This is a genomic window from Bacteroidota bacterium, assembly GCA_016715425.1.
GTDB lineage: Bacteria > Bacteroidota > Bacteroidia > Chitinophagales > BACL12 > JADKAC01.
In genome coordinates this window covers 281526-307640 of sequence record JADKAC010000001.1, presented here as the reverse complement: position 1 = coordinate 307640, position 26115 = coordinate 281526, and the positions used below count along the sequence as shown (strand labels likewise).

Here is a 26115-nt window from a genome sequence, read left to right as displayed (position 1 = left end):
TTAATCTTTCACAGATAATTTAAATCCAACGGAACGGATATTATCAATAGTAACTCCGGGATCATCTTGAAAATATTTGCGCAGTCGTGAAATAAATACATCCAGACTTCGGCCTATATAATAATCATCTTCACCCCATACTTGCTTTAAAATATCATCCCGTTTTATTACTTGATTTTTATTCAGACAAAACATGCGGAGCAATTCAGCTTCACGCAATGTAAGATCATATACAGTATCTTGATATTTTAATTTCAACTCTTTAAAATTAAATTCAAAATTGCGGATATTCAGAATAGTTTTTAACTCAGTATTCTCGGTAAACACTTTACTGCGTTTAATAAATATTTCAATTTTATACAACAATTCCTCCATGCTAAAAGGCTTGGTTATATAATCATCTGCACCCAATTTAAATCCATACATTTTATCTTCCATCATAGATTTAGCTGTGAGGAAAATTATCGGAATATGACTGTCTTTATCACGTATTTTTTGGGCAAGCGCAAAGCCATCAATTTTAGGCAGCATCACATCCAGAATGCATATATCAAATTTCTTTTGTTGAAACTCCTGCACTGCAGATAATCCATCGGCGCACAATGTAACATCATATCCTTTTCTCTCCAGATTATCCATAGTTACAAAACTCAGACTCTCATCATCTTCCACATATAACACTTTTACTTTTTTATGATTACTCATATATTAATTTTTTGGAAACGTTAAGGTAAATATACTTCCTTTCTTCACTTCGCTACCCACATTTATATTCCAGCTATGTGCATTCGCTACCATCTTCACATAATTAAGTCCCAAACCAAAGCCTTTTACATTATGTATGTCACCAGTTGGAACCCGATAAAATTTATCGAAAACTCGTTTTAAATTTTCTTTTGCAATACCAATACCATTATCTTTTATTTTGATATATGCTTTCGTTTCAAAACAATTTGTTTCTATTTCTATCGCAGGTATTCTATCGCAATATTTCAAAGCATTATCTAACAAGGTATTAATAACATTCGTAAAATGTACCTTATCCGCATATATGATACAAGACTTGGATAAAAAATTTCGGGTAACCGTACCATTGCGTTTTTGCACATTTACTTCAAAGGCCATTATTATTTCATCCAACAGTACATTCAAGTCAAACTCTTCATGACTTAAAGCCATTTCATTGCTTTCAATACTAGCAATTTCTAGAATTTTATTCACCTGAGTTTTCAATCGGTTTACTTCATTAGAAATAACCATTGCATAATTTTTTAATCGCTTTGGTTCATCCAGAATATCGTCCTCTTGCAATACATGTGCAGAAATACTAATGGTGGAGATAGGAGTTTTAAACTCATGCGCCAGATTATTTATAAAGCTTTTCTGAAATTCACTTTGCCTTCGTTGTTTGAAAATAACATGCAGTGTGTATGCAAAGAAAATAATTACAGATGTGAGAATAATTATAGCGGTAATCCAAATGGTGAGCATAACCGATGGAATAATGGGACGATCCGGAAAATTAACCATCACATAATATCTGGACTTATTTAAATTGGGTAGATATTTAAATTTTCTTAGCTGCTGATCCTTAATAAAAATTGTATCACTAAATACCAATAACTTATTGCTGGATTCATAAACTTCATATGAGAAATCCACATTGTGAAATGGATTTGCAAACTCAGTTTGAAGACGATCAGCAAGATAATTTACATCTATTGGAATTTTGATATTGAGCAAATAAGATCTTGGAGAAATGCGCAATACCGGATCTTCTGTTTTCACTTCTCCTATAGATTGTATTTCAAGATCATTGGAAATTTCAGTTAAGATTCTGCTCACTGCATTATCAAAATTAGATTGGTTAATCAATAACCCTTTTCGAATCCAGAAGGCTTGGGATATAATAATTCCTGCAATGGCAATGGATGCCAACAGAATAACCCAACGCATCATTAACATATTCATGGCACAACTTACGAATTAAAGGATAAATACAAATTTACCTATAAGGCTAAATATTGATTGCAGGGGTTGCATTAGTATTTACCCAACCATTTTGTATGGCAAACAGCATTAATTCACGAGTGGTTTTAAGCTGTAATTTTTTCATAATATTTTTTCGGTGTGTAGCTATCGTATGATAGCTTCTGAAAAGCGATTCCGCAATCTGCTGAGTAGTAAAACCTGCTGCAATTAATTGAATAATTTCTAATTCCCTATCCGATAAAATGGAAGCATTACAATCGGCAACTGCATTTTTATCTTCGATCACAATTTCCAATACTTTATGGCAATACATTTTTTTACCACGGATTAAAGCAAGCATGGTATCCATTATTTCTTCACGCTCACAAGTATTTGTAAGAAAGCCATCCACGCCTTGCTCCATCACTTGTTTCACTACAAAATGATCGGTAGTATCGGCAATAATCAATACATGCACTTTACTATTTATAGCACCCAGCAATGCAATATCTTCGGTACCAAAACCTATAAGGTTATTGTAATCTAAAATCAGGATGTCGGGTTTCAATTGTTTCAGCAGATAGAAAGTTTCGTGCTTATCGTTGGTTTCACCAATTACCTTAAACTGTGCCTCTTGTTTGAAAATGCATTTCAATCCTTCACGAGTCAGATACTGAGAATCAGCAATAAGTATTTTGGTAATAGCCACTATTTAGATTTATTCTAAAGACAAAAATAGCCATGAGCGCTTAGAAAACCTAATTAACATGTTCACCGTTTAGAAACAGATTGTAAAAAGCGCTGAATATCTTTAATACTGCGTCGGTTTTGTTCAATAAAACAAAAATGCCCTGCATCTGCATAAATCTTTATATCACTGTTTGATATAAGATTTTGAATTTGCACAGCCGCTTCTACCGGAATAATATCACAAGCGCCATATAAAATAAAAACCGGACATTGAATCCTTTTTAATTGAGGAGATACATCATAATTTTTCATATCCTTCATCCATCCTTCATAACTCAAAGCAGCAGCCGCATAATTTTCCGGCAACTCAAGTTTCAATTTCCCGAGAGATGAAGTATCACAAAAATTTAATTTAAAAGAGAGTTTCATTAATTGAAGAATAGCATTTGATTTTCCACTTTTAAAATCTTCTGTTTGTATAATGCGAGCTCGTTCCAGACTATCAAAGGAGGAAGTGCGCTGAATGGAGAGTGTATTCATCTGATTAGTGAAACTGGTATTTGCCGGAACCGGATTTAATAAAATTAAAGTGTTGATATTTTTAGGGTAAACGGCAGCATAATTAATAGCGATCAGGCTTCCCCAGGAATGTGAAATGATATTTATTTTTTCCAATACAAAATATTTCCTGATGGAATCAATATCATCTGCAAAGGTTTCGAAATTCATTGTAGCTTTTACAGATAGCGCCGATTTTCCGGATGAACGTTGATCATAAAAAATCAACATATACTTTTTCGCCAGCGTTTCAAATGCAGGAATTAAATAAGATTGATTTAAACCCGGTCCGCCATGAATGAATAAAAGTGGTTCGCCCTTCCCTATTGTTTGACAATATAAGCGACCTTTATCCACGTCAATCCAATGTTCCGTAATTTGTTGTGCTGCAATAGGAAGTATAGTAAGCACGAAGGCAATGCATATCACATATTTTTTCACCTTGTGAAATTAAAAATAAGATTAACGATTATAGAAAAATTCTTTGTGCAATAGATTTACACCGTAGATACTCACAATTAATTTGTGTTCATAGAAAATTGAATTGGGATAAGCAGCTTATGTATAAAACAAAAACGTGTTGCAATATTTAAATCAGTTTATAATTTCTGATTTCAGTATTGCAACAGTTAAAATTTAAAAAATATTTTTCTTGTTAGTTGAAAATTCAGTTTCTCAAATGATTTTCTATATCTCTATTCTGAGAATTTTATTTAGTAATAATTATAGATCTTTCAATGTGCATTTCTGAACCAATAATTATTACATGGTATAAACCTGCAGGAATATTTTGAAGTGCTATTTCCAACATCACTTCTCCTTTAGTTTCATCAATTACTTTTTCATAAACTTCCTGTCCTTGATTGTTTATAATTTTCAAAACTTTAGCAGCACCATCTTCATTGTAAAAAGCAACGGAGAAAATACCGTTATTCGGCGTTGGGAAAATTGAAATTTCATCTGAATAGAAATTATTATAATCAGGATCAGTACTACTTGCAAGTCGCATACTTGGATCACAACTGTTCCAGGTCGGGCCGTTTTTAAACCACTTCTTTGAACTTGAATTAGTCATGAAAAAACTAATAAGCATATCCATTTCTTTTTGCAAGCCTTGATTTGACAAATGGAATCCACCACCATATTCAGAATAATCTTCACACTCCCAAGTTAAGCCATCGTTTGCTCGTGGTGTAAGTCCGTCTGCCCAAAAATAAGGACCCCATGAAAGCCAAGGTGAGTTAGTTGCACCACCTTTATATTTTAATGCCGGACTTCCAGCAATCTGATCCTCTATTACCCATTTCACAGCAAATCCACCATAATATGCAGCAGGCTCTCCAGCCAAATCTGCATTGTCGGAAAATTCACCGGCGTATCCACCGTAAGCATGACTACTGATATATAATATTTTTAAGTTTGGAAAATTTTCTTTTAGTCTTTGAATTGAAGGAATATATTTAGCATATAATGAATCCGGTTGCAAAGGAAATTCTGAAATAGAATCAGTCTTTGATGCTGTTTTTAACCAGCCTATTTGAACCTGATCACGGGTATATCCTTTCGATTGAGGAATAGTATCTCCAATAAAAGTCCAATACCAATTATGCTGTGGAGGAATCATTGTTTCAAGACCTTTTCCGCCAATTGTACATGTAATAAATTTTAAGCAAGGATTATATATACCTATTGTGGAAGTATCAATGGTATTCTTTAAATAATTAAAAGTATTTCCGGCAGTAGATGCACCAAATCCGGCAAAAAGCACAACACCATTTTCAAAATCCACTTCGCCGGCTGCATTTAGAGGTTTGATTGCATTGCCAATAGACTTGCCTGCTTTCGTATGTGAAGAGGGCATTACATTAGTGCCACCAGGATATAAGCCACCTTGCTCTCCCATAAAAGTATCCGTACCTAATGTAGTTAATGGAGTAAATCCCACACTCGTTGTAGTACAATCTCTTTGTGCATGCACAGTTATTGATCCGGCAACAAACAGTATTGTGCAGATCAATGAATTCAGTTTAATAGAAGAATGTAAAAAGTTTTTCATTTTGAATTGATTTAAATGAGGTAATAGTTATTTGATGCGCAAATTTAAGAAAAGGTTTCCTTGTAGAAATTTAAATTCTAATACTTACCCTATTAATTCAAAGGCAATAGCATTAATTTATATAGATAAACAATTGCTGCATATAAATGAAATTTCTACTTAAATAGAAAGTTTAGCTTTCAATGTAATGAAATTTATGTGACCGTGTAATTAATTAGATTACCATCTTGAATTCCGTTAAACAGGTTTACATTACTGTAGAATTATTCAAAAGGACTTCTTGAAATTCTTGCTTTATCACCCAACTCACACATCGCAACACACCATTGCTTTTTGCAAGACTATTCGATTTAAGTGAAAGGATAATTTTCTCAGGAAAAAAAATACTTAATTCATTATACGCAATTTCATCTTCAGGTATTCCATATTCAGGAACAACAATTAAATTTCCCACTTCCAGATAATTAAGATATAATCCTTCTGCTCCTTTAAATTTTTCACTTGTACCTTTTGAAATTATTTCCCAATGCAATCCATATTGAGAAAAGACTTTAGTTAATGCATCAAAATATTTTTTTTCATTATTATTTTTAATATCAATGCGATTAATAAGTACTGTATCTCTATTAATAAATCTCACAACACCATCCGCATGACCCAGCCAGTCACCGGGCGGAACAGGTATCAATATTATTACTGATTCAAAATAGATTTCCATTATTTCCCTTATCTCATTTTCAGATAAATGTGAATTCTCAGATGATATTTTTGAAGTACAAATTATCTTGTTATCAAAATGCACAATGTTGCCGCCGTCAATTACTAAAGGACAAATAATGTAATCCTGGATTTTAATGTTCGAATTACAAACCAATTTAGCATTTGATTTTAAATGGTTGTATTTCGGCAGCTTTAAATAATCCGGGTTATAGGAATAATAAATGAATTTATTTTCTCTTAATTGAAAAGGCATAAAATCAATAACCCATATATCTTTTGTTGCAGTCAATGTGCTAAATGAAATGTTATTCTTAACTAATATATGTTTCAATTGCCTAAATAATTTTGGATGGCGGAATTGCAATAGTTCAGAAACCATCACACAATTCTTTTCACTGTCATTAATCATACTCACTTCAGCAAATTAATTTGTTCTGTAATTTTTTTTAAAATCAAAGTTCTTTCTTCATCCGGAATTACCGGAATTGCAGTAGCATCACATCCCGGAAAGTAACTGTTAGGGTCAGTCATTTGAATTGCAAGCATGTTGGTAAGCATTTCTAAATTCTGTATAGCAATTCTATTACTTAATGCTTTTAGATTTAACCGTTGCTCAATATATAATTGACGTGTCAGATTTTTTTGTTGCCGGTATTTTAATATTAATTCTTTTACAATAATTTTCTTTTTTAATAAACGAATTCTGTTTATCTGACTATTATTATTTTCATTATTTGTTATTGGATTATTCATAATTATATATTTATTTTTTTAATATGTATAGCGACAAAGTAAATGGTTAGAAACTATGTTGCCAAGTTTTTTTACATATTTCTTTTTTGACGTTTTGTTCGCAAACCATCAATAGATTATTTATAAATGAATAGCTTTAATTATACAATTAAAACTTACATATATGAAGTTGATAGAAACCTAAGCGTCTATTGGGGGAGGTGTATGAAAATAAGAATACCTGATTTAGAATAACTACAGAATAAAATAATATAGTAACTATTAATTGTGAAATGCTACATGTTCCAATTTGATTTATAGAAGATGCTACTTAGAAATTATATCTTGCAACTTCTCCAGAATTTTCACCATAGCAAGTGTATCCAATTTACAATACTCTTTTAAATCATTCAGTACTTTTTCTTTTTCATTTTTAGAAATATCTGTTTGCAGTAATTGGAGAAATGCATTCATCGCTGCGCCTCCTTCACCAATTTCAAGATTTGCATAACTTAATTCGGGTACCAAAACAGGCAATACTTTTTTAATGGAACTACTGCCCTGCATATCCGGATGATAAAACCAAAAATTTCGAAATGGAATCCATAAATCTTGTATTCTATTTATTACTTTAATTATTGCATTCTCATACTTGGGATAAGCAATTGCAATCTCTTTTAATCTTGCTTCTTCAAAAGATTTATTATACACTAAGATTGTTCCTGAGGATTGCAAATCATCAAGTAGCTGTTCTATAAATTGTATTCTTGGATCATTACCTAATGCTGCATCTAAAAATTCAAAATGCTGAGGTGCATCTCCTTTTTTTTGAACTATATGTAATGAATATTGAAAAGGAATTTGCTGATAAGTATGCGTTCCATCCCAAATTGGAAATGCCGGCATTATAGTTTCAAAATCTAAAAAATGAATTGGAAATTGAAGTCCATTTATAAAAGATTGAATTTCCGGCTTATCAATTATTTCTGTATTAGTGATATGTGCATCATATATTTTTTTCTGATTTTCTGATAGAATATTCGGATCAATATCTGATAAGTTAAACATACCTTTTTCCAAATAAATATCTGCCTTCGCTCCTATTCTTGGAATTGTATAAATTGTATCTTGCTCAGGAAAATCTTTCCAGCATATATATAAATAAGGACAATCATACGGAGTACTACAATGGCTGCCAATTGGAATAACAGGCACTTTTTCTAACTTACCTGTTGCAACTAATTCAAAAATATTTTGCTGAATTGAATCTTGTAAATTTTTTACAACTTGTGTTTGATCTGAAATGGTAAATAATTGTTTTATATCAAGAGCTCCATTTTTTATATACTCCTTATTTAAATGTACAATTGCAGCTCGTGTAATTTTTAATCCTAATGCAGAAAGCACATAATATTGAAATGCTAAATCTTCCCGATGCTCATCTTTCACACTATTAGTTGCCTTCACTTCCCAAATCATCCAGCCCTTTCCATCGGGAATCAAAATATCCACCTTGCATAATAATTTCGGATTCTGTTTTGTGAGAAATGTTGCTTCAAAAATTGCTCTGTGCTTATTTAATAATTCCAATGTTTTATCCGCAAGCTTCCAGGGAGATTGATCAGGAAAAAGATTCATATCAATACCATCACTTACTAATGAATGTGCAAGCTTTCCGATATCCGTTCCCGCTTGCATAACAGCTTCGGCACCTTCCGAATATTCAGCTTCCACTTTATTCCACCAGTTATGAAAAGCAAGTTCACATTTTACTCCAAGTAAGTAACCTGATTTAGTAATATAACTGCGCTTATTTGCCATAATAAAATTGATAGCTTATTTACAAATACATTTATTTGAAGGTAACAATATTCGGATCATTAAATTTATATCTACCCGTATTTATAGTGCCGGTTTTAGGTATCTTAAACCATGGACTTGTACTATTATTTTTACTATCCAGCACATGAATTGATTGAGCCGGTGTGTAACCTTCAGCCAATAAATAGATATATTCTTTCGAACTATTGAATGCTCTATCAATAACAATCACGGCATGACCCGGACTACCGGGATTTAAAATTATATCGCCAATTGGCAATGCATTGCTTCTTGACTTTTTATTTAACTGATGCGATAATGAAATGGTACCGGCATACATATAAATTACATCCAGATATTTTCTAAAGCTCGCATAACTTTTATCCGATGCACCTGATTGTCGAAAACTCACCGAATTACCATTTACAACAGGTCGCATTCCTTTCGCATAATCTAGCCATTTAAAATTATCACCACTGGTAAACTCAAATTGTATTTCATCCGACTTACCATTTGCAAATAAATGTTCAGCTCTTAATCGAATCACCGCATCTGCACATTGTTGTAAATCTTTAGTGCCGATATCATAATTAATAATTGCTATATGACTTGATTGATTTGAAATAGGATTCCCTTTATAATCTAAAATTTTTGAATTATGCGCCTTCAACTCCAGATGTTGTAAATAATATTCCCAAGTACCCTGCGAATATGTTTCTCTTGAATAACCCGAAGGCGTTGCGATTCTTTCAATTAATGTATCTCCACTATTAATAACATTAATCACCACATCATTATGCTTGCAAGCGAGTAAGGTGATGGTGAGGAGAAAGAAGAGGGGGATGTTGGGGAGTGAGGGCATTGGAATGTAAATTATTAATGATTAGGAATAATACCAAATATGAAAGTATATAAACGTCTAAAAAAATCTATCAAATCGCTAAAAAATATCAAACAGAGTTCTTTATTTGAATTAACTATCAAAAAGCAAGATTCATAAACCCCTCAATCACTTCATCAGTTTCTTCTTTATTCAACCCTTTATCCCATTGAAAAACCAAATGATCCCAATCCAATCTTTCTTCGTATTTCTCAAGTAATGTTAATGAAAGTAATGGTGAAGTTTTATTACTAAATCGAAATGGATTTCTCAATTTACTTGGCCTTCCCCATGGCGTATTTAAACTATTGCTAAGACCTTCAAAATCAATATAGTTTTCAAACTTCTTTATTCGCTGCGGTGTCCATTCAACTCCTTCATTTGAACTAAAAAATTCCCAATTGAGATTGTCCCTATATTTATTAATTATTGCATCTGTCCAAGGTAGCTCCATATTATAAGAGAATCCATTCCAATTTATCCATTCATAATAATCATCCAGCAAACCATTATACCAAAATTTAGCTCCTATCATCTGAATACTTAGTGCACTCCAACTCCATTTTTCTATATGTTCATTAACAAGTTCTTTAGTCCAGGGCAGAGAATCATTAATTGAAAGCCCGCCACTTGATAGTGGTTTATGATTGCGCCCCCATAATAGCTTATCAGAATATTTTCTTAATTGTTCATTTGTGAATGGGTATCCACTTGAAATGCTCCTAATAAAATAATCCGGGTGCCGAAGAAATAAACTGATTAATTTTTTCTGCAATGTTTTCATAGATCACAATTGTTATATAATCTAAAATAGTGCTTTTACTAATATGTACAATTTTATCTGGTTAAATATTTATGCGGATAATACCATCATATCAGAAAAATACAGTCCGGTCAAAGAAAGTCAATAAACCAAACAAACAAATAAATATTTAGGATTAAAAATTCTCCAACACCTATGTGTGGCTATATTGGGAGCTACTGGATTCGAACCACCCCGATAATTATCGGGGTCTGCTGTAAGGTAGATGCTTAATAAATATTTTGTTCTGCAAATTGCAAAAAAAAGACTTCAAAATTTTGAAGTCTAATTTGTGGGAGCTACTGGATTCGAACCACCCCGATAATTATCGGGGTCTGCTGTAAGGTAGATGCTTAATAAATATTTTGTTCTGCAAATTGCAAAAAAAAGACTTCAAAATTTTGAAGTCTAATTTGTGGGAGCTACTGGATTCGAACCACCCCGATAATTATCGGGGTCTGCTGTAAGGTAGATGCTTAATAAATATATTGTTCCGTAAACTGCAAAAAAAAGACTTCAAAATTTTGAAGTCTAATTTGTGGGAGCTACTGGATTCGAACCACCCCGATAATTATCGGGGTCTGCTGTAAGGCAGATGCTTAATAAATATTTTGTTCTGCAAATTGCAAAAAAAACACTTCAAAATTTAAAGTCTAATTTGTGGGAGCTACTGGATTCGAACCACCCCGATAATTATCGGGGTCTGCTGTAAGGCAGATACTTCATTAGTGTTTTATTCTTATTTTCTCAAAAAAAAAAGACTTCAAAATTTGAAGTCTAATTTGTGGGAGCTACTGGATTCGAACCACCCCGATAATTATCGGGGTCTGCTGTAAGGCAGATACTTCATTAGTGTTTTATTCTTATTTTCTCAAAAAAAAAAGACTTCAAAATTTGAAGTCTAATTTGTGGGAGCTACTGGATTCGAACCAGTGACCCTCTGCTTGTAAGGCAGATGCTCTGAACCAACTGAGCTAAGCTCCCTGAAAAGTGAGCGCAAATATAACAAGCAGGCCGCAGTTTGCAAATTTTATACACATAATTCACAATTTTGATGGTGCAGGTCGTTAATGTTCCTACATATCTTTATTTCTGGTTGAGCACTTTTTTTATTCATGCATAAATATCTTAAATACTCTCTCATCGGCGTCGGTGCTTTGCTGGGTTTAATCCTACTGCTCATTATTGCTATTCCCCTCCTTTTCGAAAATAAAATAAAAGCGATTTTTATTAATGAGCTCAATAAAAATTTAGCTACGGAAGTGGTGGTGAATGAAAAAGATATTCATCTCTCCATGTTGCGCAACTGGCCACAATTAGCTTTATCTTTTGAAAATATCGGTATTAAGGAAAGTACTCCCGAGTCTGATAATTTTTTTATTCAGGCCGGTGAATTAAATCTGGTGTTTAATATCAAAGATCTCATCAACAAAAAATACAACATCAATAAATTAGTGATTAAGGATGCGGCAATTATATTATCGGAAGATGCGCAGGGCAATATCAATTATAAATTTTGGAAAACAGATAGCAATAGTACATCTTCAGAATTTGAAATTCAACTAAAAGAAATTCTTCTTAAAAATGTTGACTTTAAATATCTTGATGATAACAATGATATAAATATGTTCTTTACTGTCCAGGATCTTTCGGCAACAGGTAATTTTTATACAGAGGAATTTGATGTGGATACGAAAGGAAAAATATTCTCGCACTTTTTAATTGTAAGTAACGAAACTTATCTGGAAGAACGAGAGGTGACTCTCAATTGCAATTTGGATGTAAATCTGAAAGAACAATTATATGCATTTTCAAAATCAAGTGTTCAAATTAATAACAACACATTTGCAGTGGCCGGTAATTTTAAAATATCGGATGGAGTTACTTATGATTTGCAATTGGATTCAAAAAATGTGAACATTGAAGCATTGCTGATTACCATTCCAAGTAAATACAGAAATAGTTTAAACGGATTGCAAAGCAAGGGAAAACTCAATTTCACTGCAAGTATTAAAGGACCTTTTAATAAGAGATCCATTCCATTAGTAACCGCAAAATTCGATTTAGAAAAAAGCACTATTAATCACGAAAAGTTTGGTGATAAATTAACCGATGTAAAATTTAGTGGCTATTATTCAAATGGCGGTGGGAAAAAAAATACAGCTTCTGAATTAAAACTTCAAAACTTTACAGGAAAATATAAAGGAGAAATTTTATCCGGTTATCTGCATGTAATTAATCTTTCCAATCCAAGTATAGATTGTAATCTGAATGGCACCTTACCTGCTTCTATTTTACTGCCTGCATTTCTGCCGGGTGCAACGGATATTTCAGGTGCTATTGCATTTGACCAGGTGAAATATAAAGGTGACCCCAATAATATTAGTAATGCAAATATTTCCCGCAATCCCCCTTCGGGCAATGTACATTTAAAAAATGTATCTTGTAAATATCAAAATGAGTTGATGCAATTTAATTCTGCGGATATAGCATTGCAAAATCAAAACTTAGTAATCAATAATTTAAATTGTGTGTTGCCGGGTGCAGATATTTCCGGAGAAGTTACAATCAATAATTGGTTATTGTTATTAGCAAAAAATTTTAATGGCAATTTGCTAGGAGTAAACGGTTCTATTTACTCAAAGCAAATTGATATTTATAAACTCAGAAACTATTTTACTCAAAGCTCTTCTACAAATATCTCTGAATCAAATACCACGATTAGCAAACCTGTATGGATGCAAATGAGTGGTATGTTGAATGTGCAATTTGATGAAATGAAATACAAACTCATTGTACTCAACAATGTGAAAACAAATATCAGTTGCAGTGGCTCTATAATCGCTGCAAGAAATATGACGGCAGATATTCAAAATGGCAATGTGCAATTAGCTGCAACATTTCGCTATTTAAACGGTGGTAATTATTTATTGGAGTCTTCGGGGATTTTAAATAATATAGATATCACAGAATTATTTAGAGAGCTTGAAAATTTTGGTCAAACCACACTAACAGATAAAAACATAAAAGGGAAAGCAACAGTATTGGTAGAAAACTTTACCATTGGTTTTACACCACAATTTGAAGTGATTGAAAAAAGTATTTATACACTTGCAAATGTAAAAATTGATAATGGCCAATTGATTAATTATTCTGTATTGGAATCGCTTTCAAAATTTGTAGATATAAAAGAATTACAAGACATTAAATTCGAAACACTGCAAAATCAAATTGAAATAAAAGATCGCACTATTTATATACCTGCCACTTCTATCCGCTCTTCTGCAATGGATTTATATATCAGTGGCACACATACTTTTGATAATGTAATTGACTATCAATTAAAACTGAGTATGGCAGATGTGATGATGAAAAAATTCTTCAAAGGATCAAAATCATCTGATGATTATGAAAAAGCAGAAGGGGGTATTAATGTATATCTTGTAATGAAAGGAACAGTGGAACATCCTGAAATAAATTTCAATAAAAAAGAAGGCAAGAAAAAATTAGAACAAAGTGGATTAGATGAGCCTGATTTTCTGGATATATTTAAACCTGATCAAGTAGAAGAAAAGAAAAAAGAATTAAAAAAAGAATCGCAGAAACAAGCTACCACTCCTATTGATACTATTGAGTATATTGATTGGGAAGATGAATAGTAAATGTTACACATTAAATTAGCAGCACGAATAACTGATGCATGAGCATACCTAATTTTGAGAAACATAACCGATGGAAATATTTGCTGATAACTACAGCCTTCATTTTCGTAACTGCTACATTATTATATACCAATCGCTTAGCAGGAAAAATTGCAGATGAAGAATTACAACGTGTGCAGCAAATTGCGGATGTATATCAATACATCAGCACTGCAGAAAATATAGAAGATTATGGTTTTTTTATTGATCTGATTCAATCCAATAAAACAGTGCCTATCATCTCCACCGATAACAACGGTAACATCATTGATTTTCTGAATTTAGATAGTGTGAAGGCAAGTACAAATCCGCAATATTTAGAAAAAGAATTATTGTCAATGAAAAATTATGCGGATCCAATTCGTTTTAAAATTTCAGAAGAAAATTTCCAACTCATTTTTTTTAAACATTCATACTTATATACGCAATTGCGGTTTTATCCAATCATTCAACTATTTATTATTGCCGCATTTTTAATTTTTGCTTATACTTTATTTAATACCGCAAGACGCTCGGAACAAAATCGTGTTTGGGTAGGTATGGCAAAAGAAACAGCACATCAACTCGGCACACCTATTTCTTCTTTAGTGGCTTGGGTGGATTATTTAAAAGAAAGCAGTGGCGATTTAGAAGCCAAACGCAACATCATGGATGAGATGGAAAAAGATGTGAAACGATTAGAGTTAATTGCAGATAGATTTTCGAAAGTGGGTTCTATGCCAGACTTGATTGAAAGAGATATTACCAGCGAATTAGAAAATTCTTTAGACTATATAAAGCGTCGTTCATCAAAAAAAGTACAATTCATTTTTAAACATCCTCAAGATATAATTATCGGCAAATTAAATCCGACACTATTTAATTGGGTGATTGAAAATTTATTAAAAAATGCATTGGATGCAATGGAAGGAACCGGGACAATTCAATTGCTATTAACGGCGGATAATAAACATATCACAATAGATGTTCAGGACTCTGGAAAAGGAATTCCACGCACTCAATTTACTACTGTATTTGAACCGGGATTCAGCACTAAAAAAAGAGGCTGGGGCCTTGGGTTAACATTGGCAAAAAGAATAGTTGAAAATTATCATGGCGGAAAAATATTTGTCAAGTCTTCTAGTCCGGGAAAAGGAACTACCTTTCGAATAATGTTACCTCATAATTAGGAAAAAGCGAAGGCAAATGGTGATGGCTTGAATTGTAGAATTGTATAATCGAAAAAAGAGAAAGCAAAAACGAATGGCGAAGGCTGAATTATTCTTTCGTAATTGTAATTCCGATAGACCCGTCATTAAAATACGTAAAGTTTGCAATAGAGGTGCGGTCAGCACTAACTAACGTCAGCCTTCTTGTTGCATCTTCCATAAGTTCTATAGACGAATCATCATCTGAATCATATATAGTATAACCCTCAGGTGAAAGCATTTTTAGCATGGTAATGTTTAAATTCGCAATGCTAAAATTGTTTGAAATACCGTAAATCATACAGTCTCCTGATTGATCAATAATAGTGAGATCAAATCCACCTAACTGCTTAACGCTTGTATAAAGATTTGCATTTATACTCTCTCTATAGGATGTAAACTCCCCTTTCAAAGTGGATATATCTTTTGTATCCAGAAGTGATTGTAACTCATCATTAAAATTCTGCGCAATAAGTGCAGAAATATTAAAACTCAATAGTGTTAAGATAATTAAACAACTGTTTTTCATATTCTAATTTTCATCAAATATATCGCTTTCACCATTCCCGCAAATCTGACTTAGAGTAAAATTTGTGATATTGAAAAATAGCGATGGCTGGAATTGTAGAACTGTAGAATTGTAGAAATGTAGAATTGTTTAATTGTTTAATCGTCGAACTGGGGAACTGAGTAAATGAAACTGTAGAATTGTAAAACTGAAAAACAGATTTAACTATCGGCGGGTGACTCTACCACAAAAAAAAAGGAACTACCTTTCGTATATTATTAGCTCATAATTAAAACATATTATTATGCTTTTACTAAAACAAAATTCTAAAGGTGATGCAGTTGTTTTATTGCAGGAACTTTTACAAGAAGCCGGTTACACAATCGCCGTTACCGGAATTATGAATACGGAAACAGTAGCCGCTGTTAAAGATTTTCAATTGAAAAATAATTTGGTTTCTGACGGCATTGTTTTTACAAAAACCTGGACTCGCCTTTTGCAAAATTCTACTTTGAGTCTGGAAAAAATAGATCAGAAATTTTTATCAGAATCTGCTATTATTTCTCTTGCAGATCAATTAGGTTTAGAAACTGCAGTTGTAAAAGCTGTGAATAAAGTAGAAAGCAGCGGACGTGGATTTTTAATTGATGGCAGACCAAAAATTTTATTTGAAGGACATATTTTCTGGAGTGAATTAAAGAAACGAAAAATTGATCCGGCAGCAATAGTTGCGGGAAATGAAAATGTATTGTATCCTAAATGGACAAAGAAATTTTATAAAGGTGGCGCAGCAGAATTCGATCGCTTAGATCAGGCTTGTAACATATTAAATAGCTCTGCTTGTGTGGAAGCTGCACATGCAAGTGCAAGTTGGGGACTGTTTCAAATTATGGGTTTTCATTATGCTTCATTAGGATATAATTCGGTTATGGATTTTGTAAGCGAAATGAAATTAAGTGAAGACAATCATTTAAAAATATTTGGTAAATTTTTAATGGTAAATAAACTCATTCCCTACCTTCAAAAAAAACAATGGGCAGAGTTTGCAAGAAGATATAATGGTGGTGGTTATAAACAGAATAAGTACGATGAAAAATTAGAGAAAGCGTATGCCGAATTTTCGAAAGGATTAGTGTGATAAAACGATGGCTAATAGCGAAAGTAAACACTGGATATATAAATATATAGATATATAGATGTTTAGAACTGTAATAAAAGACAATTATTTATCGGTTGATATTTCCCCTATATAAAAACTTACAGCAATAGGTACATTATTATTTAATTTTTTTTCAACAAGCCAACTTCAAAACTGCGCTGCTCAAAAATTTTCTTACGAACCCATCTATTATTTTTTCGTAATTGTGAATGTGAGAGAATTATCAAATGAATAATTAAAGTTTGCAATGGATGAGCGGTCATCGCTAACAAACGTTACTCTTCTTTTTGTACCTTCTCCAAGGGCAATTGACTCGTCATCATTTGAATCAAACATTGTATATCCGGTAGGTGGAATTAACTCCATCATATTAAGTGCGTTTAATACTTTTGGAAGATCCCCATTAGATGTGCCGTAAATAATCCAATACCCGGCCTGATCTACAATAGTGATATAAAATCCTTCTAATTCCTGACGACTCGTGTAAAGGTTTGCATCTAAACCCTCACTGTAGGATGTAAACTCATTTTTTAAATCAGAGATGTCTTCTGCTTCGAGTAGTATTTGAAAATCATCAGTAAAATTCTGCGCAACAAGTGCAGATATATTAAAACTCAAAATGGTTAAGATAATCAGGTAACGGTTTTTCATATTTTAATTTTCTTTAAAAAATACAATTTAGTATTTCCTGTAAATCTATATAAACTTAATTAAGGACAAGACAATTTGCCGTTGCAAATCAATAATCACATCCCCGTCTTCCCCATTTCCAAAATTTTCTGAAATTGAAAAGTGGTAATTGGCATTACGGATAGTCTGCTGATTTTAATTAGGAGAATATCTGCTAAACTTGGTTCTGCTTTTATTTCTGCAAGGCTCACATCTTGTTTCAGGGGTTTTACATAAGTAATATCCACTGCCGTCCAGTCGTCTTCCGTTGCTGTTGGGTCAGGATATGCTTCTTTTGCAATGCGCACAATGCCTTTAATACAACGGTCGTCACCACTGTGATAAAATAACACCAAATCATTTTTTTTCATGGCCCGCAAATGCAAACGAGCGGCATAATTTCTTACACCATCCCACACATCTGTTTTTTGTTTTACAATGTCGTTCCAATCGTAAGTTTCGGGATCTGATTTTATTAACCAATATTGCATAGTTGTAATTTTATAAAGTACAAAAAAACAAAAAGCCATCCGGACTCACACCCGAATGGCTTTTTTATTATTTAAAAAAAAAACTGTTATGCTTTGTCTTCACCTTCGGTTTCTTCCGTAGAATCTTCCTTTGGTTCTTCATTTTCTGCAACAGCATCTTCATTCTCTATAGCAGGTTCTTCTTTTTTCGCAACTGCTTTTTTCTTCTTTTCCGCAGGTGCTTCTTCCTTAGCAATGGTTTCTTCAGTATTTAAAGCAGGTGCATCTTCCGTTTTAATCGGCTCCTTTACTTCTTTTACTGCGGGCAATTCTTCCTTAGTAACCTTTTTTGCTTTAGGAGCAGACAAATCGGCTTCCATTCTATCCCGCAATTGATTTAACACATCCAATTCGCCAAGTGTAGTTTTCTCGATGTTTTTCTGAACACCTTTCATCACAGTCTTGGTTTTCTTCTCTTCCTTGCGCATGGTTTCTTTTTTCTCCTTTTGCTCTTCATTGTTTTTATCCTGATGGAAGCGTGTATGAGAAACAAGTATACGTTTATCGTTGCGATCAAATTCAATCACCCGGAAAGATAATGTCTCTTCAATTTGTGCTGAAGTACCATCTTCTTTTTCAAGATGACGATTTGGAGCGTATCCTTCCACACCATAAGGTAAAGAAACGATAGCACCTTTATCATCCTTACGGATAATAGTTGCTTCATGCACTGAACCTTCAGGGAAAACAGTTTCAAAAGTATCCCATGGATCTTCTTCAACCTGCTTATGTCCTAATGACATTTTGCGGTTTTCTTTATCAATATCCATGATGATTACATCTAAGCTTTCACCAACTTTAGTGAAATCGCCAGGATGTTGGAAACGCTTAGTCCACGACAAGTCGCTGATGTGAACCATGCCACCTGAATTTTCATCCAATTCTACAAACACGCCATAAGGTGTTAGATTTTTTACAACACCTGTATGTCTGCTACCCACAGGATATTTTTCTTCCACTTTACTCCATGGATCTTCAGTAAGTTGTTTTAATGAAAGTGACATCTTGCGTTCTTCACGATCTAATGTTACCACTTTCGCTTCGTAAGAATCATTCATCTTAAAGAAGTCCTTACTGTTTATTGGTTGATTGCTCCATGAAATTTCTGACACATGCACCAATCCTTCTACACCAGGCTGCACTTCTAAGAATGCACCGTAATCTTCAATATTTACAATCTTACCATTTACTGTACTTCCCACCTGAATGGTTTCTTCCAATACATCCCAAGGATGCGGAGTAAGTTGTTTTAAGCCAAGGCTGATACGTTTTTTATTATCATCAAAATCAAGAACAACTACATTCAGTTTTTGATTGAGTTGTAATACTTCATTTGGATGAGTGATACGTCCCCATGAAATATCCGTGATGTATAATAAACCATCAACACCACCAAGATCAATGAATGCACCGAAGTCTGTAATATTTTTAATAAGACCTTCGAGTACCTGACCTTTTTCAAGTTTACCAATAATTTCCTGACGTTGACTTTCGATATCGGATTCAATAAGTGCTTTGTGAGAAACAACTGCATTTTTAATTGCTTCGTTAATCTTCACTACTTTGAATTCCATTTTCTTACCCACATAAATATCATAATCAGTAATAGGCTTCACATCAATTTGAGATCCGGGTAAGAAAGTTTCTAATCCGAATACTTCAACGATAAGTCCGCCTTTAGTTTTACTTACAATATTTCCGGTTACGATTACTTCATTTTTATATGCATCCACAATCTTATCCCAGGCTTTCATCATCTTGGCATTTTTGCGGGAAAGCACAAGGTGACCTTTCAGGTCTTCTTTGGAAACAACATAGACATCATACTCCTGACCTATTTTCAAATCTTCAATATCTCTGAATTCAGTTTTAGGAATTAATCCGTCGCTTTTATAACCCACATTCATTACCACATCAGAATCCGTAATACCCACAATAGTGGCTAATACAATTTCATCATTGTTAAGAGTGCGGAAAGTGGCTTCGTAAATTTTTTCAAGCTCTTCGGCTTTTTCTTTTGGGTAGGATACCCGGTTGCGTTTGTCAGCGTCCCAATCAAAATCGTCGAACGCTACAGGTTTGGTGGTTTCTGTTACTTCATTAGTTTCTACTTCATTAGTTTCTGTTTCATTTGTTTCCACTTCTGTAGTTTCTACTTCCGGTGATGTAACATCGGAGTCAGTGTTCTGAACATTTTCCTGCTCCAAATTTTCGTTTTCTGTCAAAAAACAAGTTTTTAAATGGTTAAATAATTAGTTTATGTCGTGCTTGTGAAAGATTAGAACATCATTTTACAAGCGGGCTGCAAAGATAAGATTTAATCAATGAAATAGGTAAAAACAGTAAGATTTAGAAAGAATCGCCAAAAAACAATCAGCGCAATAAGATGACATCATTAGCAAAAATCCGTTCTCCGCTGTCGCAATCTAATTTTATAAGATAAATATAATTGCCGATAGGTTCGGGTTGTCCGTTATTAATATGTGTACCATCCCAACCATTCTGATCTGTATCCAGATAATAATCATACACCACTTGTCCCCATCTGTCGAATACCTGGAAGAAAGTAATTGAGTTGCAAATATCCCCGAGATAAGGAACAGAGAACACATCATTTAATCCATCGCCATTAGGAGAAAATGCATTTGGAATTACTACATCATTTATCACTTGTATTTCAATACATGAATTATAAATACATCCACTTTGCGCATCAGATGCTTCAAGACAATAAGTAGTAGTAGTAAATGGATTTACAACCGGAGTTGCAGAAGTGGGATCAGAAATATTATAATCCGTTGGTGTCCATAGGTAATCATAATTAACACCGATAACACTCGCATACAAATTCACATACTCACCCAAAATAATTGTAGCATCAGGTATTGCAAGCGCATACACACTATCAATTACTGTAACATCACAAGCTTTTGTAATCTGGCAATCCCGCTCATCGGTAACTGTTAAAGCATACGCAATAGAATTATTTGGAACAATGCTTAAATCGGGAGTAATAGAATTGAGATAATCATTCCATTCATAAGTTAAAGTGCCTGTACCATCACTTGTACTTGTAATGCTGATACTTTCACCAAAACAAATAGTAATATCTTCCGGATCAAGACTTAAAGTCAATGGAATAAAAATAGTGGTTGGCTCTGCTAATACAAATTCAGTAAGATAACCACCCGCCTGCCCTGCCGTTGCTTCATTGCTACTACCATTACAAGCTGCCGGTGCACTTGCATTTATTGTTTCTCCAACAGCGCCGCCATCTGCATTTAATAGCACATTTGCCGGTAAAGCACCATCGGGTAAAATTAAAATCCCACCACCGCCGCCGCCGCCGGGACCGTTACAACTTATTGCATCATTATTATTATCTACATCCCCGCCGTCACCACCGGTAAGCAGAATATTAATTGGAGATGATACGAGAGGCACATCAAAAATAACTGCTCCGCCACCGCCGCCGCCACCGGCAGCATCTCGTCCGGCAACAGCAAATACACTGCGACCACCCGCTTTAATAGTAAAATTATTTCCTATAACTTCTGCTGCACGGATAAACACAATACCTCCACCATCGGCGCCACTGGTACCGTCATTTTCATTTTGATCACCACTACCACCTCCACCGCCCATAAAAATTTTATTTGAAGCCGCTGAATACGCTAAATTGTATCCACCCAAACCCGGATAATTACCACCACAATCGCTACCGGTAACATTCAATCTTTTTCCACCTATACCACCTGAACCATAATTACTTCCGCCGCCGCCACCTGAATTACTATCGTTGCCACCACCGCCACCATTACCAGGTGCACCTCTTCCTAAACTATCTGCACCAAGTTCAACTCCTATACCTTCGCCTTTTCTGCTGCCACAATATTCAGCTTCATTACATACATAGCCTGTATAATTTCCTGTGCCGCCATAACAGAGTAAATGACTGTAATCATCACCACCATAAAAGCCCTGCCCTTCTACATCAATATCTTCATTAAAAGTTACTGTGCCGGTTGCAGTGAAAGCCACAATTCCACCTTTGCTTCCATTCCATTCCATCGCAATTACTTCATCTTCAATAATCACATTATCATATTCGGGAATATCTACTAATTGTACTTTGCCACCGACAGCATCATAATACCGCTCCATCGTTTCTTCAAAAGTGATTACGTTGAAACTGATATTTCCAATAGTCAATATTTCATAATTACCTGCTAATGCATAATCTGTTATAGACCCGAAGGCAGATGTATTTGTCTGATCAATTGTCGCACCCGACATTTGAATGAGCATAACACGATCGCCAACACTATAACCCACTGCAGATTCCACCACTACTTTATTATTACAAAAATCTACGAGCAAAACCTTTTCATAGCGATTAATAATACCCGAAATATTTGTTTGGGCATTTAGGTAAAAAACCTGCAAAAGGATTATGAAAATTGCGAAGAGTTGACGCATAAATATGTAGCGAAGATAGATAAACGACTATAAAGAGTTGTTTACATGTAGTCAGATTTTTGATTATTGGAAATCAATAATCACTGTACATTTTTGAGATTGCTTTTTTTAACCGTCAGCCTCTCCTCACCTACCGAGTTGTGCAATAGGTTTCGGTTGGCAAGGATACCTACCGATAGGGGGAAAATAATAGCTCTACATTTTCAATTACACAATTCAACAGTTCTACAATTCTACAGTTCTACAATTCTACATCCATCAACTATTGGCTGTTAGCTATTTGCTTTTGGAAAAAAAAATTCAAGTTTCAATTTTAATTAAATCAAGCCATCGCCAATAGCCTTCGCTATCGCATTTTCAGTTACACAATTCTACAATTCTACAGTTACACAATTCTCTCCTTCTCATCAAATAAATTTTACTACCTTCCATTTAATTATAAAACATTGAAAAGTATTTATACAATTTTCATTTTATTTTTTGTGCATCAATTTATGTTTGCTCAACATCCACCATGGAATGCAAAGTTTATAGTTTATCATCCTGATGGTTATACTGATACACTTTGGGTGGGTTGTGATGAAAATGCTACCGATGGTTTTGATGAAGGACTCGACTTATTAGATAATACTTTTGAATATCCAATTTCAATCGGTGCTTTTAGTCCTGAAGTAGATGCAGAATTTAATTTGGATAATTGTGTGAATTTAAAAAGTGAAATTCTTCCATTTGCAGATGTTCGACAATATACTTTTTATATTGTGTATGATGATTCGCCCGGACTACCACCTCAAATAAAATGGGATAGTACCGATTATTTATATGAAGATGGAGAATATATGATGGCTCAGGCATCTTTATATGCTCAAACAGGTTATTTAGAAGCAATCAATGGCACCAATGCAACTATATTTAATAGATTGAGTGATGACTTCAGTGATTATAATTTCTTTTACACAAACTACATTGACATCTTTTCAGAAACAGCAGCATTAGAATGCATTCCACAAGACAATGTAATTAAAATTAGATTGGCTGTTATTTTCAAAGATTATTCATTAGCTGTCAACCAAACAAATTTCAGCTCTCAAATATATGTCTATCCAAATCCGATGCATGATTATTTTTATTTAAAAAATTCATCAAATAATTTAGTGAATATTTTTATTAAAGATTTGCAAGGAAGTGTATTATTCTCGTATCAAAATATTTATGGTGATGTAATTAATGAAGATGTAAATTCATTGACACCGGGTTATTATTTAATAGAAGTAATTGATTTAAACACTCAATTGGTAAATGTTTTTTCGATAATTAAACTATAGGTTACTTAAACTTATATTTATTGGTTGGTTTCAGGAAAGAAATTTGGGACAAACTAAAAAAATGAACAATGGAAAAAACAAAATTTGATATAGCAGATTATTTAGACAGCAATGAAATGATTGCCGAATATTTAAATACAGTTTTGGAAGTGGGAATTGATGATGAAATCGTGATTGCAATCTGACATATAGCTAAGGCAATTGGTATGACCAAAATAGCAGAAGAAACAAGAATGAGCAGACCGATTTTCTACAGTTGGTGGAAAAAGAGGAACTGCAGATGCTGAAAGAGATATTAGAGGTTTCGCACTAAAATTTTATACCGAAGAAGTTATTTGGAATTTAGTAGGAAATAACACACTTGTATTTTTCTTTCGGGATCCAATGAAATTCCCCGACTTGAATCGTGCTGTAATACGGGATCCTAAAACCAATTTAAGAAGTGCCAATAGCAACTGGGATTTTTGGACTTTACTGCCTGAATTCCTACATCAAGTTACAATAACCATTAGCCAACGAGGCATTCCTAAAGGTTATAGACACATGCATGTTTTTGGAAGCCACACCTCTTTAGTTATATCAACCAAGATAATATTAGACATTGGGTAAAGTTTCATTTTGTAACCCAACAAGACATTGAAAACTTTTCTGATGAAGAAGATTGCTTCACACAACCAAGCGATTTATACCGCAATTTTAAAACCATTGGCAAAGCAGATGTGTTATGTAACAAAACAGCAGCTCAAGTAGGTGGTGCAGAGAGATTTATTCAGATTCGTCATATTAGAAACTGCTTTAAAGCAGATCCTGAATATGGACAAGGAGTGGCAAAAACACGAGGGTTAAGTATGAGTGAAGTGAATAACTTTGATATGACACCTTATAATATAATAAATGAGTACCAAAACCAACCAACAGATAGGTTTTCTAAATTTTTTAAAACAAAACAAAAAGCAACTTTATGAAAAAACATAAAATAGGAGTTATTGTAGGAAGTCTTCGTAAAGAATCCTTTAGCCTGAAAATGGCCAAAGCATTGATAGCGCTTGCACCGGAATCTTTATCTCTGGAAATAATCGACATAGGTGATCTTCCGATGTTTAACCAAGATTTGGAAGAAAATCCACCGAAGGAATGGGTAACATTCCGAGAAAAAATTAGGGCTGTGGACGGCCTTCTGTTTCTGACCCCTGAATATAACCGCTCTGTACCTGGGGTTTTAGTAAATGCTATTGATGTGGGATCTCGACCTTATGGTCAAAATTCCTGGGATGGAAAACCCGGTGCTATTGTTAGTGTTTCCATAGGTAACATTAGCGGATTTGGAGCTAATCACCATTTAAGACAGCAGCTAACATTTGTAAATGTACCCACCATGGCACAACCAGAAGCATATATTGGTGGAGCTCCTGAACTTTTTGATGACAATGGTGAACTTATTAATGATTCTACCAAAGGATTCTTAAAGAATTTTATGGAAGCCTTTGAAAAGTGGGTTGATACCAATGCTTAGATATCGCATAAGGATTGGTGGGATTCTCAAAAGGAATTTCACCCCTTAAGCTTTAACATCAAACCACAACAATCAAAAAAGCATAAACAGCTTGTACTATTCAAATAATTAAAACATTTAAAAATTTAAATACAATGAAAAATCTCATAACATCAGTTGTAGCGATATTGCTATCGGTTAGCTCATTTGCACAAACACAATGGAAGGTAGATCCCTACCATTCCTCTTTAAATTTTAATATAACACATTCAGGAATAAGTATTGTGAATGGAAAATTTTTGGATTACTCAGGAAACTTAACAACAGATGGAGAAGCTCTTACAAATGCTAAAGTTGAATTCAAAGTAGAAGTAAAAAGCATTAATACAGATGTAGAAGATAGGGATAACCATTTAAGAAGTGCTGACTTTTTTGAAGTTGAAAAATATCCTGAAATGACTTTTAAGAGTACCAAAATCCTGGCTACAGGAAAACCGGACGAATATTTATTATATGGCAAGCTGACTATAAAAGATGTTACAAAAGACGTCATTTTTGATGTGCACTATGGGGGAACAGCCAAGAGTGAACAAGGCGAAAAGCTTGGTGTAGAAGCCAAAACAACAATTAATCGGTTTGATTACAATATTAATTTTGATCCAGGTGCTGCTGGAGTTGGAAAAGACGTAAGCATTATCCTCTACTTACAGTTTGCAAAACAATAACCTTAAATAAAGAAAATAAAAAATTCAGCACTGATCGTAGTTGATATTTCACGCATGGTTTTATTTGGGTGAAAAATGGGTGATTAGAAAAATTTACCACATAAAAAAGT

General features: G+C 33.7%; 21 protein-coding genes, 1 tRNA gene and 2 pseudogenes. 8 read left to right on the top strand and 16 right to left on the bottom strand.

The annotated features are described in order from the left end of the window. The 11 genes from IPN31_01300 to IPN31_01250 all read right to left on the bottom strand — a co-directional run bounded on the left by IPN31_01300 (position 1) and on the right by IPN31_01250 (position 11214). Entirely contained in the window at positions 1-705 is a 705-nt protein-coding gene (locus IPN31_01300; GenBank protein MBK8680551.1) for a response regulator transcription factor, read from the bottom strand. A 3-nt stretch (positions 706-708) separates the two neighbouring features. Next, complete coding sequence (locus IPN31_01295; GenBank protein ID MBK8680550.1) at positions 709-1956, bottom strand: HAMP domain-containing histidine kinase; 1248 nt, start codon at positions 1954-1956, stop codon at positions 709-711. 61 nt (positions 1957-2017) lie between these two features. Next, the gene (locus tag IPN31_01290) at positions 2018-2680 is read right to left on the bottom strand and encodes a response regulator transcription factor (protein MBK8680549.1); all 663 of its coding nucleotides are present in this window, start codon (positions 2678-2680) and stop codon (positions 2018-2020) included. Positions 2681-2742: 62 nt separating this feature from the next. Next, a complete protein-coding gene (locus IPN31_01285; protein MBK8680548.1) occupies positions 2743-3660 on the bottom strand; it encodes an alpha/beta fold hydrolase in 918 nt (305 codons plus the stop codon). 268 nt (positions 3661-3928) lie between these two features. Beyond that, entirely contained in the window at positions 3929-5275 is a 1347-nt protein-coding gene (locus IPN31_01280) for a T9SS type A sorting domain-containing protein (protein MBK8680547.1), read from the bottom strand. 247 nt (positions 5276-5522) lie between these two features. Then, positions 5523-6326, bottom strand: coding sequence for an agmatine deiminase family protein (locus IPN31_01275; protein MBK8680546.1), 804 nt, complete (start codon positions 6324-6326; stop codon positions 5523-5525). A gap of 80 nt (positions 6327-6406) precedes the next feature. Continuing rightward, positions 6407-6748: a hypothetical protein gene (locus IPN31_01270; GenBank protein ID MBK8680545.1), complete on the bottom strand. Its 342-nt coding sequence runs from the start codon at positions 6746-6748 to the stop codon at positions 6407-6409. 306 nt (positions 6749-7054) lie between these two features. Next, entirely contained in the window at positions 7055-8548 is a 1494-nt protein-coding gene (locus IPN31_01265) for a DUF2779 domain-containing protein (protein ID MBK8680544.1), read from the bottom strand. A 31-nt stretch (positions 8549-8579) separates the two neighbouring features. Then, positions 8580-9410 (bottom strand): hypothetical protein, encoded by an 831-nt coding sequence (locus tag IPN31_01260; protein MBK8680543.1) that lies wholly within the window; start codon positions 9408-9410, stop codon positions 8580-8582. A 118-nt stretch (positions 9411-9528) separates the two neighbouring features. Further along, positions 9529-10212 (bottom strand): hypothetical protein, encoded by a 684-nt coding sequence (locus IPN31_01255; protein MBK8680542.1) that lies wholly within the window; start codon positions 10210-10212, stop codon positions 9529-9531. A 927-nt stretch (positions 10213-11139) separates the two neighbouring features. Further along, positions 11140-11214: transfer RNA gene (locus IPN31_01250), tRNA-Val, on the bottom strand. 131 nt (positions 11215-11345) lie between these two features. Between IPN31_01250 and IPN31_01245 the strand changes: the two genes are divergently transcribed. After that, complete coding sequence (locus IPN31_01245) at positions 11346-13889, top strand: hypothetical protein (protein MBK8680541.1); 2544 nt, start codon at positions 11346-11348, stop codon at positions 13887-13889. A gap of 41 nt (positions 13890-13930) precedes the next feature. Further along, complete coding sequence (locus IPN31_01240) at positions 13931-15100, top strand: HAMP domain-containing histidine kinase (protein MBK8680540.1); 1170 nt, start codon at positions 13931-13933, stop codon at positions 15098-15100. 88 nt (positions 15101-15188) lie between these two features. Here IPN31_01240 and IPN31_01235 read toward each other — a convergent pair whose 3' ends face one another. Beyond that, positions 15189-15647 (bottom strand): hypothetical protein, encoded by a 459-nt coding sequence (locus tag IPN31_01235; GenBank protein ID MBK8680539.1) that lies wholly within the window; start codon positions 15645-15647, stop codon positions 15189-15191. Between the two features lie 283 nt (positions 15648-15930). On the opposite strand from IPN31_01235, the gene IPN31_01230 reads away from it, so the two are divergent. After that, positions 15931-16764: an N-acetylmuramidase family protein gene (locus tag IPN31_01230; GenBank protein MBK8680538.1), complete on the top strand. Its 834-nt coding sequence runs from the start codon at positions 15931-15933 to the stop codon at positions 16762-16764. Between the two features lie 210 nt (positions 16765-16974). Here the strand turns inward: IPN31_01230 and IPN31_01225 are convergent, their stop codons facing one another. From IPN31_01225 to IPN31_01210, 4 genes are all read right to left on the bottom strand, one after another. Further along, positions 16975-17436, bottom strand: coding sequence for a hypothetical protein (locus IPN31_01225; protein MBK8680537.1), 462 nt, complete (start codon positions 17434-17436; stop codon positions 16975-16977). A gap of 95 nt (positions 17437-17531) precedes the next feature. Next, complete coding sequence (locus IPN31_01220) at positions 17532-17945, bottom strand: EVE domain-containing protein (protein ID MBK8680536.1); 414 nt, start codon at positions 17943-17945, stop codon at positions 17532-17534. 86 nt (positions 17946-18031) lie between these two features. Continuing rightward, positions 18032-20191, bottom strand: a complete 2160-nt coding sequence (rpsA, locus tag IPN31_01215; protein ID MBK8680535.1) for a 30S ribosomal protein S1 — start codon at positions 20189-20191, stop codon at positions 18032-18034. 166 nt (positions 20192-20357) lie between these two features. Further along, the gene (locus tag IPN31_01210) at positions 20358-22463 is read right to left on the bottom strand and encodes a gliding motility-associated C-terminal domain-containing protein (GenBank protein MBK8680534.1); all 2106 of its coding nucleotides are present in this window, start codon (positions 22461-22463) and stop codon (positions 20358-20360) included. A gap of 446 nt (positions 22464-22909) precedes the next feature. On the opposite strand from IPN31_01210, the gene IPN31_01205 reads away from it, so the two are divergent. The 5 genes and pseudogenes from IPN31_01205 to IPN31_01185 all read left to right on the top strand — a co-directional run bounded on the left by IPN31_01205 (position 22910) and on the right by IPN31_01185 (position 26005). Further along, the gene (locus IPN31_01205; GenBank protein MBK8680533.1) at positions 22910-23788 is read left to right on the top strand and encodes a T9SS type A sorting domain-containing protein; all 879 of its coding nucleotides are present in this window, start codon (positions 22910-22912) and stop codon (positions 23786-23788) included. Between the two features lie 68 nt (positions 23789-23856). Beyond that, positions 23857-24033: pseudogene (locus tag IPN31_01200) on the top strand (putative addiction module antidote protein). Next, a pseudogene (locus IPN31_01195) lies at positions 24032-24753 on the top strand (catalase). Before IPN31_01200 ends, IPN31_01195 begins: the two co-directional pseudogenes overlap by 2 nt. Next, positions 24750-25301, top strand: coding sequence for an NAD(P)H-dependent oxidoreductase (locus IPN31_01190; GenBank protein ID MBK8680532.1), 552 nt, complete (start codon positions 24750-24752; stop codon positions 25299-25301). The pseudogene IPN31_01195 and the gene IPN31_01190 overlap by 4 nt, the downstream one beginning before the upstream one ends. Positions 25302-25435: 134 nt before the next feature. Next, positions 25436-26005, top strand: coding sequence for a YceI family protein (locus IPN31_01185; GenBank protein MBK8680531.1), 570 nt, complete (start codon positions 25436-25438; stop codon positions 26003-26005). Positions 26006-26115 lie beyond the last annotated feature (110 nt).

Excerpts from the sequence above, each read along its gene's own strand:
- IPN31_01295 (MBK8680550.1), bottom strand. The coding sequence starts at position 1,956 with ATGCGTTGGGTTATTCTGTTGGCATCCATTGCCATTGCAGGAATTATT.
- IPN31_01230 (MBK8680538.1), top strand. The coding sequence starts at position 15,931 with ATGCTTTTACTAAAACAAAATTCTAAAGGTGATGCAGTTGTTTTATTG.
- IPN31_01225 (MBK8680537.1), bottom strand. The coding sequence starts at position 17,436 with ATGAAAAACCGTTACCTGATTATCTTAACCATTTTGAGTTTTAATATA.
- IPN31_01190 (MBK8680532.1), top strand. The coding sequence starts at position 24,750 with ATGAAAAAACATAAAATAGGAGTTATTGTAGGAAGTCTTCGTAAAGAA.
- IPN31_01185 (MBK8680531.1), top strand. The coding sequence starts at position 25,436 with ATGAAAAATCTCATAACATCAGTTGTAGCGATATTGCTATCGGTTAGC.
- IPN31_01300 (MBK8680551.1), bottom strand. The coding sequence starts at position 705 with ATGAGTAATCATAAAAAAGTAAAAGTGTTATATGTGGAAGATGATGAG.
- IPN31_01245 (MBK8680541.1), top strand. The coding sequence starts at position 11,346 with ATGCATAAATATCTTAAATACTCTCTCATCGGCGTCGGTGCTTTGCTG.
- IPN31_01270 (MBK8680545.1), bottom strand. The coding sequence starts at position 6,748 with ATGAATAATCCAATAACAAATAATGAAAATAATAATAGTCAGATAAAC.
- IPN31_01280 (MBK8680547.1), bottom strand. The coding sequence starts at position 5,275 with ATGAAAAACTTTTTACATTCTTCTATTAAACTGAATTCATTGATCTGC.
- IPN31_01265 (MBK8680544.1), bottom strand. The coding sequence starts at position 8,548 with ATGGCAAATAAGCGCAGTTATATTACTAAATCAGGTTACTTACTTGGA.
- IPN31_01235 (MBK8680539.1), bottom strand. The coding sequence starts at position 15,647 with ATGAAAAACAGTTGTTTAATTATCTTAACACTATTGAGTTTTAATATT.
- IPN31_01210 (MBK8680534.1), bottom strand. The coding sequence starts at position 22,463 with ATGCGTCAACTCTTCGCAATTTTCATAATCCTTTTGCAGGTTTTTTAC.
- IPN31_01255 (MBK8680542.1), bottom strand. The coding sequence starts at position 10,212 with ATGAAAACATTGCAGAAAAAATTAATCAGTTTATTTCTTCGGCACCCG.
- IPN31_01220 (MBK8680536.1), bottom strand. The coding sequence starts at position 17,945 with ATGCAATATTGGTTAATAAAATCAGATCCCGAAACTTACGATTGGAAC.
- IPN31_01260 (MBK8680543.1), bottom strand. The coding sequence starts at position 9,410 with ATGCCCTCACTCCCCAACATCCCCCTCTTCTTTCTCCTCACCATCACC.
- IPN31_01240 (MBK8680540.1), top strand. The coding sequence starts at position 13,931 with ATGAGCATACCTAATTTTGAGAAACATAACCGATGGAAATATTTGCTG.